We start from the raw sequence: 15108 nt of genomic DNA on the forward strand, positions 1-15108 counted from the left end.
ATTGCAGAGAGTTAAACGATCAATCATCCTAAGAATGCGAATCAAAACAGGTATTGCAGGTTTCGGCCTTTCGGGGCAGGTGTTCCACGCCCCGTTCATCCACGCCAATCCCGGTTTCGAACTGACGGCCGTCGTCGAACGCCGGACGAAAAAGGCGTTCGCAAGTTATCCGGACGTCCGCTCGGTCGCCTCGTTCGGGGAACTGTTGGAACAGGACGTCGAACTGGTCGTCGTCAATACGCCGGACGCCACCCACTTCGATTTTTGTCGCCGCGCCCTCGAGGCAGGTAAACACGTCGTGGTCGAAAAACCGTTCGTGACGACCTGTGCCGAAGCCGAATCCCTGGTCGAACTGGCCGAACGGAAGGGACTTATGCTGACGGTGTACCAGAATCGCCGCTGGGACAACGACTTTCTGACGGTACGGCAGGTGCTCGAAACCGGAGCGCTGGGGCGTGTCGTCGAACTACAGTCGTCTTTCCAGCGTTACCGGCCGTTTCTGGCCGAGTCGGTTTGGAAAGAGGATCCGGGCGAGACAAGGGTAGGGATCACCTACAATCTCGGTTCGCACCTCTGCGATCAGGCGGTGGCCCTGTTCGGCAAACCGCGTGGCGTATGGGCTACGCTGGGCAGGCTGCGCGACGGCAGCCGGATCGACGATTACAGTTTCGTCGAATTGCTTTATCCGGAGTTGAAAGTTTCGTTGCGCGCGAGTATGCTGGTGCGTGAAGAGGCTCCGCGGTTCGCCGTGCACGGTACGGCGGGATCGTATGTAAAATACGGAACCGACCCGCAAGAGAATGCGCTTCGATACGAAAATGCGACGCCGGACGACGGAGTCTGGATCGTCGAGGACGAACGGCAGTGGGGCGTTCTGCATAACGACAGCGGACGTTGCAGGTATCCGACCGTTCCGGGGAATTACATGCGGTTCTACGACAATGTCTACCGCGTCCTGCGCGAAGGGGACGAACCGGCCGTCACGCATGCGGAAATGCTGACCGACATGAAGATCCTGGATGCTGTTTTCGAAAGCGACCGGACGGGGAACGCCGTTTCGCTGTAGGGCTTTCCGGAGGCGGCAGACCTTCGTATGGATACCGTTGTATAACTTAATATAAAGAACGATTATGAAAATTAAGATCTTAGAAGAGTTCAAACAGTTTGCCATGCGCGGCAACGTAGTCGATATGGCGGTCGGTATCATTATCGGCGGCGCATTCGGCAAGATCGTGTCGTCGTTGGTGGCGGACATCATCATGCCGCCGATCGGGCTGTTGATCGGCGGGGTAAACTTTACCGAATTGAAAATTCCGCTGAAAGCGGCCGTCTTTTCCGAGGCCGGCAAGGAGGTGACTCCCGCCGTAGCGATCAATTACGGCACTTTTTTACAGACGACGCTCGATTTTATCATCATCGCGTTCTCTATTTTCCTGATGGTCAAATTGCTTAACCGCTTCCATACACAAAAGAAGGAAGAGGCGGCTCCTGCGGCCCCTCCCGCCGACATTCAATTGCTTACCGAAATACGGGATCTGTTGAAAAATAAATCGTAGTCCGGTCTTCTTTTCCGGAAACAGAGCGCCCGCCGGGAAACCGGCGGGCGCTTTTCCTATTTGACTGCTAAAACTGCATTATGAAAAAATGTGGTGTCGAAACGGTTAGAAGGGGGGCATTCCTCCGCCGCGCGGCGGGCCCGTCGGATGATCGCCCGGAGGAGGACCGTCCCGGCGGAAATCGTCGCGGCCTCGGGTCGGCTGTACGCTTTGCCGTCTTTGCCGGTGAGCGTCCGCAGATTGTAGACCAGGCTGATGCTCACGTAGCGTCCCAGTACGTTGGTGGTGACATTCTGGATATAGTTTTCGCTGACGTTGCGGACGAAGCTTTTGTTTTGGTTCAGAATATCGTAAACCTGTACGCTGATCTCCCCGCGCTGGTTTTTGAACAGTTTTTTGCCGATACCGGCGTTCAGCAGGAAGAACTCCTCGGTGAACTTATCGGTAACGCCCCGGTATTTGGAGTAGCTGCCATTCGCTTCGAGCGTGATCCCTTTCCACGTGATCCATTTGATCCGTCCGGTTCCCACGCCGTTGAAATACTCGTTGTTATTGGTCGAGTGGGCGATGTTGTATCCGGCCCGGTAGGTAAACGTAAAGTCGAGTTGGTCGCTGAAATTGCTGCCCAACGTGATACCGCCGGTGTAGGAGGCTGTGGTAGTCGTGCTCCGCACCAGGTTGTAAATGGTCGGCATCGCGGTGTACGAAGCCCTTAGATCCAGATTCAGGTTGCTGCCGAGCCAACCGACCGGAAATCCGTAGTAGGCGCCGCCGTCGATCGTCCAGTAACCGTTCAGGTTGACCGGCCGGGAGTACTGCGCTCCGCGGTCGAGTACGACGACCGTATTGCCCGTTTCGTCCTTGACTTCGTAGCCGTTCCGATCGGCGCGTTCCACCGAATTGGTGATCGAATTGTTCTGTATCCCTGCCGTCATTTGCGCTCCGAGGGTGGTGCCTTTCCCGACGTTGACCCGCGTGTAGCGGATATTCATACGTTGCGCGTATACCGGTTTCAGGTTCGGATTGCCCTGCGATATGAACAGCGGGTTCGATACGTCCAACACGTTTTGAAGTTGGGTGACCGACGGGTTGTCCGTCCCGGAGAACAGCCTGACGCGCATCGAATTGCTGCGGTTGAATTTGAGATGCAGCATGGCCCTGTAGACGATGTTGTCGAAATTGGCCGCCATTTTCGAACGGGATACGGTCGGGAACTGCTGATCCCCGGTGAGCGTGGCGTACTGGTAGTTCAGGTTGACGACCAGCATCGTCTTATCGCTGTGCAGGCGGAAGCCGGGACCGACGCGGTGGGTCAGGTAGCCGCTGTTGTACGTGTTCGACAGGCTGTCCAGGAACAGGTCGCCGGGCAGTTCGTACGAACGTTTGTCGCGGTCGGAATAGTTGTACGAAATGTCGTAATTGGCGAGCAGTTGAACCCGTTCGGAAACCGGTTCGGAATACGAGACGCGGCCGCCGACCCGATAGCCTTTCGAGTGGTTCAGAATCAACTGGTTCAATTGCGAAGTCGAGTCCGGATTCAGGTAGCGCGTCAGCGAATACTTGGTGTTGTCCCGGTCGTTTTTCGAGGCTCCCCCGTTGATCGAAACCGTCAGTACCCGGCCGTCCCTGCCGCCGAATTTGTGCATGAAATTCAGGTCGCCCGAAATGTTGTATCCCGCCGAATTGGCCGCGCTGTTGCTTTTGAAAAAGTTCAGCAACGTATTGCCCGCGTCGCCGTCGGTGGCGGCGGTCGCCGACGTGTCGGCGCTGTACGTGTCGTTGGTCTGGAAACTGAGCGACGGACGGAACATCAACTGGTTGTTGTCGTTGATTTTGTATTCGACCAGTCCGTTGATCCGGTGGTTGAAGTTGCGGGAGTTGTCCCGGCCGGTCTCGTCGTATAGTTGGTCTGAAAAGTACTCCCTTTGCGTCAGCGCTTCGGTGGTGTTCTTGGTCGTGTTGAACGAATAACTGCCCTGGACTTTCAGCTTGTCCCACCACTGGTTCGCATAGTCGACGCCGAACATTTTGACGGTCGAAACGCCGCTCTGATTGCCGATCATAAAGGCATTCCCGCCGCGTCCGCCGGGTCCGCCACGTCCGCCGCCGGAACTGAGCACACCCAGCAGGTCGTCGGTAGCGAAGTTCTGCTGATTGACGTTGTTGGCCATGCCGAGCAGCGTGAGCCTCCGGTTGTCCTTGAGCAGGTTGATACTCGCGCTGACGTTATACAGTTCGTCGAATCCGTAACTTCCGTAAAAACGACCGAATTTGGCATGGTTGAGCCCGCGTTGCGTGACGATATTGATCGCTTTGTATCCCTGGCCGTCGTCGACGCCGCTGAATGCGGCCTGGTCGCTCAGTTTGTCGAACACTTCGACCCGGTCGATCACTTCGGCCGGCAGGTTTTTGATGGCCGTCGTAACGTCCTCCCCGAAAAATTCCTTACCGTCGACAAGCACTTTTTTAACCTGTTCGCCCTGCGCTTCGACGCTGCCGCCTTCCACTTTGATACCCGGCATTTTTTCCAGCAGTTTTTCGGTCGACGCGTCCGGAGTCACTTTGAAAGCTCCCGCATTGTACACCAGCGTGTCTCCTTTTTGCGTCGTGCGCATGGTCAGTCCTTTGACGACGATTTCGTCCATTTGTTGAATGTCGGGCGTCATCGTAATCGTGCCGAGGTCGGTCTTCGGTTTTGCGACCTCGACCTGCGAAGTGTGGGACGTAAGTCCCAGGTAGGTGATCGTAACGTCGTAAGAGCCGTAGGCGAGTTTCGGGAAAGTGAAAGCGCCGTCCTTGTCCGACGTGGTATAGAGTTTTTTCGTGCTGTCGGCCGGACTGCATTCGATGACGGCTCCGATGACCGGCTCCTGCGCCGTCTGGTCGATGATTTTTCCGGTTATGCTGCCCGATTTGGGCGTTGCCGCCGAAACCGGCTCCGGAAGGAACGGCAGTGCGAACAGCAGTAGGAGTAGCAGCGTCGTATGTTTCATAGTTCGTGTCATTTCCGGTTGCAAAGAAAAGCGTTTCACCATAGAAAACATGCTTCTGTCCGGTAAAACGGAAAATATAGAGGGTGAAACGCCCGCATCGCATCCCAATCGAAAAGCGGGGAGCGATTTGCTCTCCGCTTTTACGAACCGGGACGTTTCCTGTGTTTTCCGTTATTCGAATACCGACATGACCGGTCGCCCGATCCACACCTGCGGCTGGTCGATCGAAAAGATATGGCCGATCGTCGGGGCGCAGTCGAACACCATGACGCTTTCCGGGATTTCGTGCCCCTGTTTGATCCCCTTGCCGCAAACGACGAACGGGGTTTCCATCTCTTTCATCGAGATGCCGCCGTGTCCTTTGCCGGTACCGCCGTGATCGGCCGTGAAGAATACGATCGCATCGTCCTTCATATCGTTTTTTTCGAGGGTTTCCATAATCTTGCCGACATAGCCGTCGATCTGTTTGCACATTTCGAAATACTCGTCGCTCTCCCAGCCGCACCGGTGTCCGGTTTCATCCGGTTCTCCGAAGGCGATGAACGTAAAGAGCGGTTTCTCGCGTCCGATATAGAGGCACATACTGTCGGCCAGCGCCGGATCGCTCGGTACGTTGCTGTTGATGTTCACGGCTTTTTGTTCATACAGGCAGCCGATGGTCGGCCAGTTGTAACCGCACGCCATCACGGCGTCGGGCCGCGCGTCGCGGATCGCTCCGCAGATACCGGGGAAGAGTCCGTATTTACCGATCACGCGCGACGGCAGGTCGGGAACCTGACTGCCCCATGTCGTATAGCCGTGCAGTTCCGGCCCGGCTCCCATCAGCATCGAGGCCCAGTTGACGGCGCTCGACGACGGAAGCACGCTGCGCCGTTCGAGCGTATAGCTGCCGTTTTTCATCAGGGCTTCGATGTTCGGGAATGCTCCGGGATGCGCGCGCACGACGTCCGAACTGAATCCGTCGCTGCCGATCAGCACGACGTATTTGGCCTTTTGCGCTTCGCATTTTTTCCCTTTCGCGACGGCTCCGGTCAGCGAAGCGGTTGCGATAACCAACAGTAAAAGCGTAATTTTTCTCATAGTTTGTAGGATTAGTTATACAACTTAGGTGTTATAAAAGTAGGTTTTTTGTTTTAAAACAGCGACAAAAAACCGGCAGGCAGTATTTTCGGTTTAGCGCGCCGTCAGTTACCGGTAAACCATTTTTTGAAATCCGGAACCCGCGCCTTGCTGACGACGATGCGTTCCGGGGTTTTGACGGTCAGGTTGACCGACAACCGGCTGCCGAACCATACCGACAGGTCGCGGACGGCGCGGCGCGAGACGATGAATTGCCGGTTCGCCCGGTAAAAGTCGCGTTCCGGCAGCAAGGCGATCAGCGTGTCCAGCGGTTTGTCCATCGGCAGGCTCCGGCCGTCGAACGTGACGACCGAGACCTTCTCGTCGGCGGTGTAGCAATAGGCGATCTCGTCCGGGGTCAGCGGAACCAGTTTGTCGCGAAACGGAATCAGAAAACTCTGCGCCCGCGCCGAGAGGTAACGCTGGGTCTGTTCGACGTATTCGGCCTTTTCGCGGCCCGACAGCCGTTTGAATTTTTCGAAAGCCCGTTCGAGTTCCTGTTTTTTGATCGGCTTGAGGATATAGTCGATGCTGTTGACCTTGAATGCGTCGAGCGCGTAACGGTCGTAAGCCGTCGTAAAGACGATCGGGCAGGGGATATCGACTTGTTCGAAAATCTTGAAAGCCTGTCCGTCGGCCAGGTGGATATCCATGAAGACGATGTCCGGCAGCGGGTTGGCGCGTATCCAGCCGATCGAGTCAACGACCGTGTCGATCACGTCGACGATCTCGACCGACGGGTCGATTTCCCGCAGCAAGCTTTTCAGGTTGGTTGCCGCCGCCGTTTCGTCTTCGATGATTAACGCTTTCATTGTTCGGAGGTTTCAGAGTTCCGGGGTTCCGCCTGACGGTCGAGCCAATCCAGGACGTAACGGATGTTCAGTTGCTTTTCGAGCAGGTCTTGCGGGACGTAAAAATAGTGGTTCGACGATTCGTAGCCGATCGTAGGGTCGTTCCGGACGATCGGCAGCAGATCGTCGGTCAGTTCGGCTTCGGCTTCCGCCGCCCGGCGCATCGTGTCGATGTACCGGCGCCGTTCGTCGCGGTCGGTCGATGTCAACAGGCGGTTGCGGGCTTCGGTGAACCGGGCTTGGTTCGCCGACGAAGCGCAGTGGATGCCGACGGTACGGGCGCGTCCCAGGTCGTCGGTCAGTTGCTTGCGATATTTTCCTTTCGAAACCGCTACGGCTTTTTGCAGCAGTTCGCAGCCTGCCGCGAACCCGTCCGCCACTTTTTGCATCTGGGCGACGAACGTTTCGGTCGGGTAGACCGACCGCCAGTTGTCCAGCGCGTCGTAGGGGATACCTATCATGCTGGCCAGCCAGCCGGTCGGTTCCGTATACAGCGGATTGGCGGGGCCCATGTGCTGCGGCCCGCTATAAAGCGTTCCCCCGTTATAGGGAAATTCCTTGAACGCTTCGGAAAAGAGGTGCCATGCCCGGCATACCAGCGGTGCGGCCTGTTTGCCGTAATGTTTTTCGGCCAGTTGACGCAAGCAGGTTTCCTGCTGCTGTCCCGGACGGAAGGACTGGAACAGTTCCAGGTTGGTCGACGGATAACCGCCCAGACTCCAGCTCAGCATCACGCCGTCCGTAGCCTCCGACGTCAGGTTTTCGGCGTGCTGCGCCACGAGTTCCAATACGGGAACAGCCGGTACGACGGCCATTTCCCACGAGGCGTTCACCTGTATTTTGGCGACGGTTTTCAGGCCTGCCTGCTTGGCGTATCGCCAGTGTGCGAGCGCCCGCGGTCCCGGGCCTACGGCTGACAGCGCGTATTCGCCCACGGCCGACCGGATCCCTCCGCGTTCGATCGGCAGCGCCCATTCGCTGACCGACATCAGCCAGCAGCTTTTGGGCAAACGGCCGATGATCTCTTCGGCGTAAGAATCGTTCCATCCCCAGTCCCATACCAGCACTTTGGCGTCGGGACTGCCGCTCCTTACGCCTTTCTCGATCGCCGTGTTGACCTCTACGATCAGGTCGGCGTACGAGCGGTTCCGGCAGCGTTCGCATTGGTCCTGTCCGCCGCGCGACGCACAGTTGGTCAGGTTTTCCGATGCGGTGATCGTAAATACGCCGGAGAGTCCCGGAACCTGCCGGAATACCGATTCCAGCGACCGGCTCGTCCAGTCGAGCACTTCGGGCACCGACGTGCATAGGGCGCGCTGGTCTCCTTCGGCCGATCCCATCAACGCTTTCCTCTGGGGATCGGATTCGAAAAACGAGAGGTTCATCGCACGGGGTTCGTTCACATACAGGTAGATGCCGATCCCGTATTTGGCGGCGCGTTCGACCAGCCGTTTCAGCCCTTCGATGCGCAGTCCAGCATCGTCCGCCCCCGGGAAAATGCCGTCCGGCGGAACCAGTGTCCGCAGTACGGAGTGCATCCAGATTCCGTTCACGCCGGCCTCGGAGAGCCGCTGCAACAGTCCTTCCGGATAGGACGACAGTTCGGGATCGGTCAGCGGATCGCCGAACGTCGCGCAGTAAGGGTAGATGATCCGCAGCGCGAAACCCTGTCCGCCGGTATCGGCCGTTGCCGGTTCCTGTCGTTTGCGGGCGGGTTTATGACTTCGGGAAAATTCGTCGATGAATGCGAACCGGGGCGTCTCGGCAACGGCGGTTGCCGGCCGGATATCCCGGACTTGCGCGGCGATCCGGGCGGCTTGTCGTTCGGCCTGTTCGGAAGGCTTTTCGTAATACAGCGGCGGGCAATAGGGTTTCCTGTAACCCAGTTTTACGAACAGGTAGTCGTCTTCGATCAGCCGCCATGCCAGTTCCTCGCGCGTGATGCCGAGCAGCGTGAGCAGTTGGTCGTATGGCAGCAGGTGCCAGTTCCGCCGCAATACGGTGATATATCCCTGCGGGGAGTTCCATTCGGGTTCGATCGCCCGTTGCGGAGGAAGGCCCATCGATTCGGCCAGCGCACGGACATTTTCGACCGGGGTTTCGAGCACTTCGGCCAGTTTCCGGGCCGGGACGAGCGTCCAGTTGCGCCATACGAACGCGTATTGGCGTCCCGGGAACCAGGGCGATTCGACGGCGGGCGCCGTTCCGTTTTCATCGGGCAGCGGTGCGGCCGTCGATGCGGGTAGTGCGGCTGCGGCAGAGCCGAACAGCAGAAGCAGGGATACGATCAGTTTACGGGTCATGACAGGGATTTGATTGGGTTCGGGGATTCGATGAGCGGAAGGATCACTTCGAACGCGTCGTCGGTACGGATGATACGCACCTGTTGCGACGTGAGCAACAGGTAGCGGGACGACAGGTTTTTAAGTCCGATCCCTGTTCCGGTCGTTTCGTCGATTTTAGGGATCAACGGGTTCGACACTACGAGCGTGCCGTCGTCCGTGCGGATGGCGATCCGCAGCGGTTTCGTCCGCGAGATGCTGTTATGCTTGACGGCGTTTTCGATCAGTGGCTGTAGCGACAGTACCGGCAGTTTCCAATCCCGGTAACGGTCTTCGATCCGGATGTCGCAGAACAGTTTGTTTTCGTAGCGGATCGTCAGCAGGTAGAGGTAGGCTTCGGTGAAGCGCAGCTCTTCGGACAGCGTGGTCAGTTCTCCCTGGCCCGATTGCAGCATGTAGCGGAACGTGTCGGCCAGCCGGTCGATGTACAGCAGCGCTTTGTCGTTGCTTTTTTCACGCACCAGCATCGACAGCGAGTTCAGCGAGTTGAACAGGAAGTGCGGGCTGATCTGGTTGGCCAGCATGTTGTAGCGCGTTTGCAGGTTTTCGTTTTTGAGCTGCTCGTTTTCGATCGTGATGTGCTGTTTTTGGTAAATCAGTTCGAATATCAGTCCGTACAGCACCGAAACGATCAGCACGAACGAGCATTTCATGATGTGCAGCGGATTATACAGCCGGCCGGTCATCAGCGGGATGTTCCAATTGCCGCCGCGGCTCAGCGTCGGGATGAACAGGTAGAAAAGCACCGTGATCGCAATGGTCAACAGGATTTTGCGCGTCAGCGACAGGCTGCGTACGGTATTCAGCACGACGATCGCGATCGCCATGGCATAGAAGTAGAACAACTGGAAAGCGATGAATCCGGGAGCCATCGTCATCATCGGAGGCGGACGGTGACCGCGCACGTCGTTTCCGTTCAGCAGGAACGAAAAATTGACGATCAGCGTCAGCGCCAGCGCTACCAGCAGGTTGATGACGATTACCCGATGCTTTCCGGTCTGTTTCATGGCTTTCCGGCTATTTGTACCACGAAGCGTACATCATGTAGTCGCGGGCCGTGCGTTCGATGATGTCGCGCACCTGTTCCGGCGTCACGTCCTTCACGCGCCGCGCCGGTACGCCGGCGTAGACGCTGCCCGGTTCGATAACGGTTTTCGACAGTACCAGCGAATTGGCCGCGACGATCGATCCCGTGCCTACGACGGCATGATCGAGCACGGTCGCTCCCATGCCGATCAGGCATTTGTCCTCGATCCTGGCGCCGTGAATGTTGGCGTTGTGGCCGATCGAGATGTCGTTGCCGATGACCGTCACCGAACGCTGGTACAACGTGTGGACGACTACTCCGTCCTGGATGTTGACCCGGTCGCCGATCGTGATTTTATTGACGTCGCCGCGCAGCACGGTGCTGAACCAGATGCTACAGTCCCGGCCGATCGTGACGTCGCCGATGATCGTGGCGTTTTCCGCCAGAAACGTATTTTCTCCGATTACGGGCGTAAAGCCCCGCAGCGGTTTGATAAGTGCCATAATTCCGTTTTTTAAGTGATTCGCCGATAAAGTTAACGATTTTCCCGGATTTTCGCTTCGTTCCACAGGGCGTCCATCTGTTCGAGCGTCATTTTGCGCAGGGTCAGCCCTTGTTGTTCGGCGCGGTCTTCGATGTGGGCGAACCGTTCGATGAATTTGCGGTTGCTCTGTTCGAGCGCCGCTTCCGGATCGACGCCGTAGAGCCGCGCCGCATTGATCAGCGCGAAGAACAGGTCGCCGAATTCGGTTTCGGTGCGCCGCCGGTCGCGGGCGTCGATCTCGTGCTGTACTTCGCCGATCTCTTCGCGGACTTTCGCCCAGACGTCTTCGCGCTTTTCCCAGTCGAATCCGGCCGAAGCTGCCTTTTCGCCGATCCGGTAGGCTTTGACCATCGCCGGCAGCGAACGCGGCACGCCCGAAAGCACGCGCTTTTTCTCGTGCGCCTGCGCTTTTTCTTTCAGTTTGATGTCCTCCCAGTTTTGTTTTACTTGTTCGGCATTGTCGGCTTGCGTGTCGCCGAACACGTGCGGATGCCGGAATACCAACTTGTCGCAAATGCCGTTCGCCACGTCGCCCAGGTCGAACGCTTGCTGCTCGGAGCCCATCTTCGAGTAGAATACCACGTGCAGCAGCAGATCGCCCAGCTCTTTGCGGATTTCGTTCAGGTCGTGGTCAAGGATCGCGTCAGCCAGTTCGTAGGTCTCTTCGATCGTGTTCATCCGCAACGAATCGAACGTCTGCTTCCGGTCCCACGGGCATTTTTCCCGCAATTCGTCCATGATGTCGAGCAGGCGGCCGACCGCTTCGAGTCTTTTATCCATAGTCTTTTCGGTGTTTGATAGAGCAAATATACATTAATCCGAGGGAAAATCGTTAACTTTGTAAATCGGGGGTATCCGATAAAATGAAAGAGGAGGTGCGGAATTTATCGGTACTATCGGCGAGAAGGGGGGCTTGTCCGATTTCGATAAAGAGCCTGAGCCGGTTTGCTCGCCATGCCGATGCGAATGATATCAGGGTGTGGTGGATCGGCCCCGAATTTTGCTAAATCCGTTATTGTTGAATAAATTGAGACTACTGATCGTTGTTTTTGCGTTGCTGGCCTGCCGGGTTGCGGGGAGCGACCGCGTGGTCGTCGGAGCCGAGCGCACCGACCGGTACCTGCCGCTGATCGAAGGCAAGCGGGTGGGGATACTGACTAACCATACCGGCCGTATCGGCCGGACGCATATCGTGGATTCGCTGTATGCGCTGGGAGTGGATCTGAAAATGGTTTTCGCGCCGGAACACGGGTTTCGCGGCGATGCCGACGCAGGCGAACACGTTTCCGACGGCCGGGACGCCCGGACGGGGATCCCGATCGTTTCGGTTTACGGGGCCAACAAATGCCCGTCCGCCGAGTATATGAAACAGCTCGACGTCGTGCTGTTCGACATCCAGGACGTCGGCCTGCGCTATTATACGTACCTGTCGTCGATGCATTACATGATGCAGGCCTGTGCCGACAACGACGTGCGGATGATCGTGCTGGATCGTCCGAATCCGAACGGCTTTTACGTCGACGGCCCGGTGCTCGATCCGAAATACCGGTCGTTCGTCGGTATGCATCCGATTCCGGTCGTGCACGGGATGACTCTCGGCGAGCTGGCCGGGATGATCAACGGCGAAGGGTGGCTCGACGACGCTGCCGTCTGCTCCCTGACAGTGATTCCGTGCCTGAATTATACGCACCGAACGCGGTATGTACTGCCCGAAAAACCGTCTCCGAATCTGCCGAACATGCGCGCCGTTTACCTGTACAGTTCGCTGTGCTTTTTCGAAGGAACGCCGGTCAGTCTCGGACGGGGCACCGATTTCCCGTTTCAGGCTTACGGGCATCCGGATCTGAAAAGGACTTCGTTCCGCTTTACGCCGCACAGCAACGCCGGAGCGAAAAATCCGCCGCTGAAAGACCGGCTGTGCTACGGCGTCGATCTGCGGAGCGTCCCGTCCGACGAACAGGTGTGGCGCGAAGGGGTCAACCTGGCCTACGTGATCGATTGTTACCGGCAACTGAACCTGGGCGAAAAGTTCTTTACGCCGATGTTCGAAAAGCTTATCGGGGTCGATTACGTTCGCCGTATGATCGTCGAAGGAGCCGACGCCGGGCAGATCGAGGCCCGCTGGAGGGAGGATGTGGAACGTTTCAAACAGAGCCGTAAACCGTATTTGCTGTATGAAGAGTAGCCTGAGCCTGTTATTCGTTTTGCTGGGTCTGTTTTGTCACGGCCAGAACCTGATTCCGCGACCCGAACGGGCGGACAAGCGGGAGGGGGAGTTCCTGGTCGCCAAGCAGACTGAAATTTACAGTCCCGCTTTTCCGGATTTGTTCGATTACCTGAACGACCACATCGAGCGGGTGTGCGGCTACCGCCTTGCCGCCGGCGGACATCGCCGCAGCATCCAGCAGATATCCATCGAAAAGCACGAGGGCGGATTGTCCGAGGAGGGCTACCTGTTGGATATCTCCCCGAGCAGGATCACGATCCGGGCGAACGACCGGGGCGGAGCGTTCTATGCGCTGCAAACCCTGTTTCAACTGATGCCGGTATCGGTTTACCGGCCGGACGCCGCGCAACATGCCGAAACGTTCGCGATCCCCTGTTTTCATATCGAGGATGCGCCCCGTTTCGCTTACCGGGGCGTTATGCTCGACGTGTCTCGTAACTTTTCGGACAAGGCGGCCGTGATGCGGTATATCGACTGGATAGCGCGTCATAAGCTCAATACGCTGCATTGGCATTTGACCGACGACAACGGCTGGCGGGTCGAAATTAAAAAGTATCCGGAACTTACGTCCCGGGGAGCTTGGCGGGGGCCCGGCGAAGTGCTACCGCCTTCCTACGGCTCGGGGAACGAGCGTTACGGCGGATTCTATACGCAGCAGGATGTCCGCGAGATCGTGGATTACGCCGCGTTCCGCAACGTGGAGATCATCCCGGAGATCGACCTGCCCGGACACAGCCAGACGCTTACGTCGGTTTATCCGGAAACGTTCTGCCGGACGTCCGGTTCGGTTACCTACAAGCCGGAGGAGATGCGGGAAACGCTTTGCGCCGGTCGCGAAGAGAATTTCGAAATGCTGCGCGACATTCTGCAGGAGCTTGCCGGGCTTTTTCCGTCGAAATACATCCATATCGGCGGCGACGAGGTCAGCGTCCGCTATTGGCGGAATTGTCCCCGCTGCCGGGCGCTGATGACGGAGAAAAAGATGAAAACGCCCGCCGAGCTGCGGGGATATTTCGTACACCGCCTCGAAGACCTCGTCCATAGCGTCGGCAAGACATGCGCGGCCTGGAACGAGGCCGTTCAGGCCCGCAATTTGCGTCCGGCGACGCTGATTTACGGTTGGGAGAACGTCGACGTATGTCGGCAGGCCGCCGCGGCCGGACAGCCTGTCGTGATGATGCCCGCTTCCTATTGCTACATTGACATGAAGCAGCATCCGTGGGACCGCGGCCATACCTGGGCCGGTCGGGTCGACGTGCGGCGGGTGTACGATTTCGAGCCGGCGGATTTTCTTTCGGCCGAACGGTTGGAACGGGTGCGGGGCGTTGAGGCGGCGCAGTGGGCCGAATTGCTGAACGAGCCGGAACGTTTCGCCGAGTATCAAGGCTATCCGAGGCTTTGCGCGTTGGCCGAAGTGGGGTGGACGCAGCCCGGACAGCGCGACTGGAACGATTTTTACCGGCGGTTGACCTCCGGGCACCTCGAACGGTTGGGTGCGATGGGCATCCGGTTCCGCATGTTTCCGCCGCAGACGGAGTACCGCTCGGGCGTCGTTACCGTTACGCCGGAAATCGCCGGCGTCGAGATTCGTTATACGACCGACCTGAGCGAGCCGGACGAGTCGTCCGCGCTCTATACCGAGCCGCTGCGCACGGATCGTCCGGAGCGCTACCGGTTTCGGGCGTTCGGCTGCGGCGGGTACAGTACGGCCGTTTTCCCTGTCGCCGAGCTTTTCCGGGCGGAGCTGGCTCCAGCCGAACAACGGGTTTTCAGGGTGCCGTTGAAAGATTACGTGACCCGCGACGGGCTCTGGCTGTTGTCGTTCACGCAGCGGCGGGACAATGCGATGATCGTGCGGCTCGAAGTGAGCGGCCCGGATACGGCTTATACGATTATTCGAAACGGGCAAAAAATCAATCCGCTGCGCGATCTGAGATTGTACGCCGATTCGGCGAACCGCACGGCCGACCTGCTGGTCACGCTGAAAAACAACAGTTCGAAACGGGAAGAATTGACGCTGAACCTCAGGCCTTCGCCCTATATCGAGCCGGCGGTTTCCGTAACCAGTTCGCTGACCTGTTCCGGGAAATTTCCGATCCGCAACAGCGCCGATTACCAATTTTCTTCTTACGTACGTACGGTTTCCCCCTGCAAGGCGGGCGATTATATCCTGTTCGCGTTCGACGAGCCGGTCGATTGCGAGGAGATCGATGTCCGGACGGGACTTCCGGACGTTACCCGTTACATCGTGACCGACGGTACGGCCGCTTGTTCGGCCGACGGCAAAACGTTCGGGGAAGAAATTCCGTTGAAGCCGGACGGAAGCGTCGTGCTGCGTCCTTCGGCGCCGGTTCGGTCCGTCCGCATCTCGATCCGGGGCGGCAATGGCGAAACGATTCTCGGATGGCAGGATTTGCGGGTAGTTCCCCGGTTGTAATTTAAAAAAGAT

At 57.8% G+C, this 15108-nt stretch carries 11 protein-coding genes; 4 read left to right on the forward strand and 7 right to left on the reverse strand.

The annotated features are described in order from the left end of the window. The first annotated feature begins 34 nt into the window (after positions 1-34). Both DW082_RS09325 and mscL read left to right on the forward strand, forming a co-directional pair. Positions 35-1066, forward strand: a complete 1032-nt coding sequence (locus DW082_RS09325) for a Gfo/Idh/MocA family oxidoreductase (protein ID WP_118458344.1) — start codon at positions 35-37, stop codon at positions 1064-1066. Positions 1067-1130: 64 nt separating this feature from the next. Then, positions 1131-1556, forward strand: coding sequence for a large-conductance mechanosensitive channel protein MscL (gene mscL, locus DW082_RS09330; protein ID WP_055203836.1), 426 nt, complete (start codon positions 1131-1133; stop codon positions 1554-1556). A gap of 56 nt (positions 1557-1612) precedes the next feature. Here the strand turns inward: mscL and DW082_RS09335 are convergent, their stop codons facing one another. The 7 genes from DW082_RS09335 to mazG all read right to left on the reverse strand — a co-directional run bounded on the left by DW082_RS09335 (position 1613) and on the right by mazG (position 11212). Beyond that, complete coding sequence (locus tag DW082_RS09335) at positions 1613-4549, reverse strand: TonB-dependent receptor (RefSeq protein WP_182424139.1); 2937 nt, start codon at positions 4547-4549, stop codon at positions 1613-1615. Between the two features lie 171 nt (positions 4550-4720). Next, the gene (locus DW082_RS09340) at positions 4721-5629 is read right to left on the reverse strand and encodes an alkaline phosphatase (protein WP_101570868.1); all 909 of its coding nucleotides are present in this window, start codon (positions 5627-5629) and stop codon (positions 4721-4723) included. Positions 5630-5733: 104 nt separating this feature from the next. Beyond that, positions 5734-6480, reverse strand: a complete 747-nt coding sequence (locus tag DW082_RS09345) for a LytTR family DNA-binding domain-containing protein (protein WP_118458348.1) — start codon at positions 6478-6480, stop codon at positions 5734-5736. Next, the gene (locus DW082_RS09350) at positions 6477-8822 is read right to left on the reverse strand and encodes a hypothetical protein (RefSeq protein WP_118458350.1); all 2346 of its coding nucleotides are present in this window, start codon (positions 8820-8822) and stop codon (positions 6477-6479) included. Before DW082_RS09350 ends, DW082_RS09345 begins: the two co-directional genes overlap by 4 nt. Beyond that, positions 8819-9868 carry a sensor histidine kinase gene (locus DW082_RS09355; protein ID WP_118458352.1) on the reverse strand — a complete coding sequence of 350 codons (1050 nt, stop codon included), beginning with the start codon at positions 9866-9868 and terminating at the stop codon, positions 8819-8821. The genes DW082_RS09350 and DW082_RS09355 overlap by 4 nt, the downstream gene beginning before the upstream one ends. Positions 9869-9878: 10 nt before the next feature. Next, complete coding sequence (locus tag DW082_RS09360) at positions 9879-10391, reverse strand: gamma carbonic anhydrase family protein (protein WP_101570861.1); 513 nt, start codon at positions 10389-10391, stop codon at positions 9879-9881. A gap of 32 nt (positions 10392-10423) precedes the next feature. Further along, complete coding sequence (gene mazG, locus DW082_RS09365) at positions 10424-11212, reverse strand: nucleoside triphosphate pyrophosphohydrolase (protein WP_118458354.1); 789 nt, start codon at positions 11210-11212, stop codon at positions 10424-10426. A 238-nt stretch (positions 11213-11450) separates the two neighbouring features. Between mazG and DW082_RS09370 the strand changes: the two genes are divergently transcribed. Continuing rightward, positions 11451-12617, forward strand: coding sequence for an exo-beta-N-acetylmuramidase NamZ domain-containing protein (locus tag DW082_RS09370; protein ID WP_118458371.1), 1167 nt, complete (start codon positions 11451-11453; stop codon positions 12615-12617). Next, positions 12607-15096 carry a beta-N-acetylhexosaminidase gene (locus tag DW082_RS09375; RefSeq protein ID WP_118458355.1) on the forward strand — a complete coding sequence of 830 codons (2490 nt, stop codon included), beginning with the start codon at positions 12607-12609 and terminating at the stop codon, positions 15094-15096. The genes DW082_RS09370 and DW082_RS09375 overlap by 11 nt, the downstream gene beginning before the upstream one ends. The last annotated feature ends 12 nt before the right edge of the window (positions 15097-15108 follow it).

It is taken from the genome of Alistipes sp. AF48-12, assembly GCF_003477565.1.
In the GTDB taxonomy this organism is placed as follows: Bacteria; Bacteroidota; Bacteroidia; order Bacteroidales; family Rikenellaceae; genus Alistipes_A; species Alistipes_A hominis.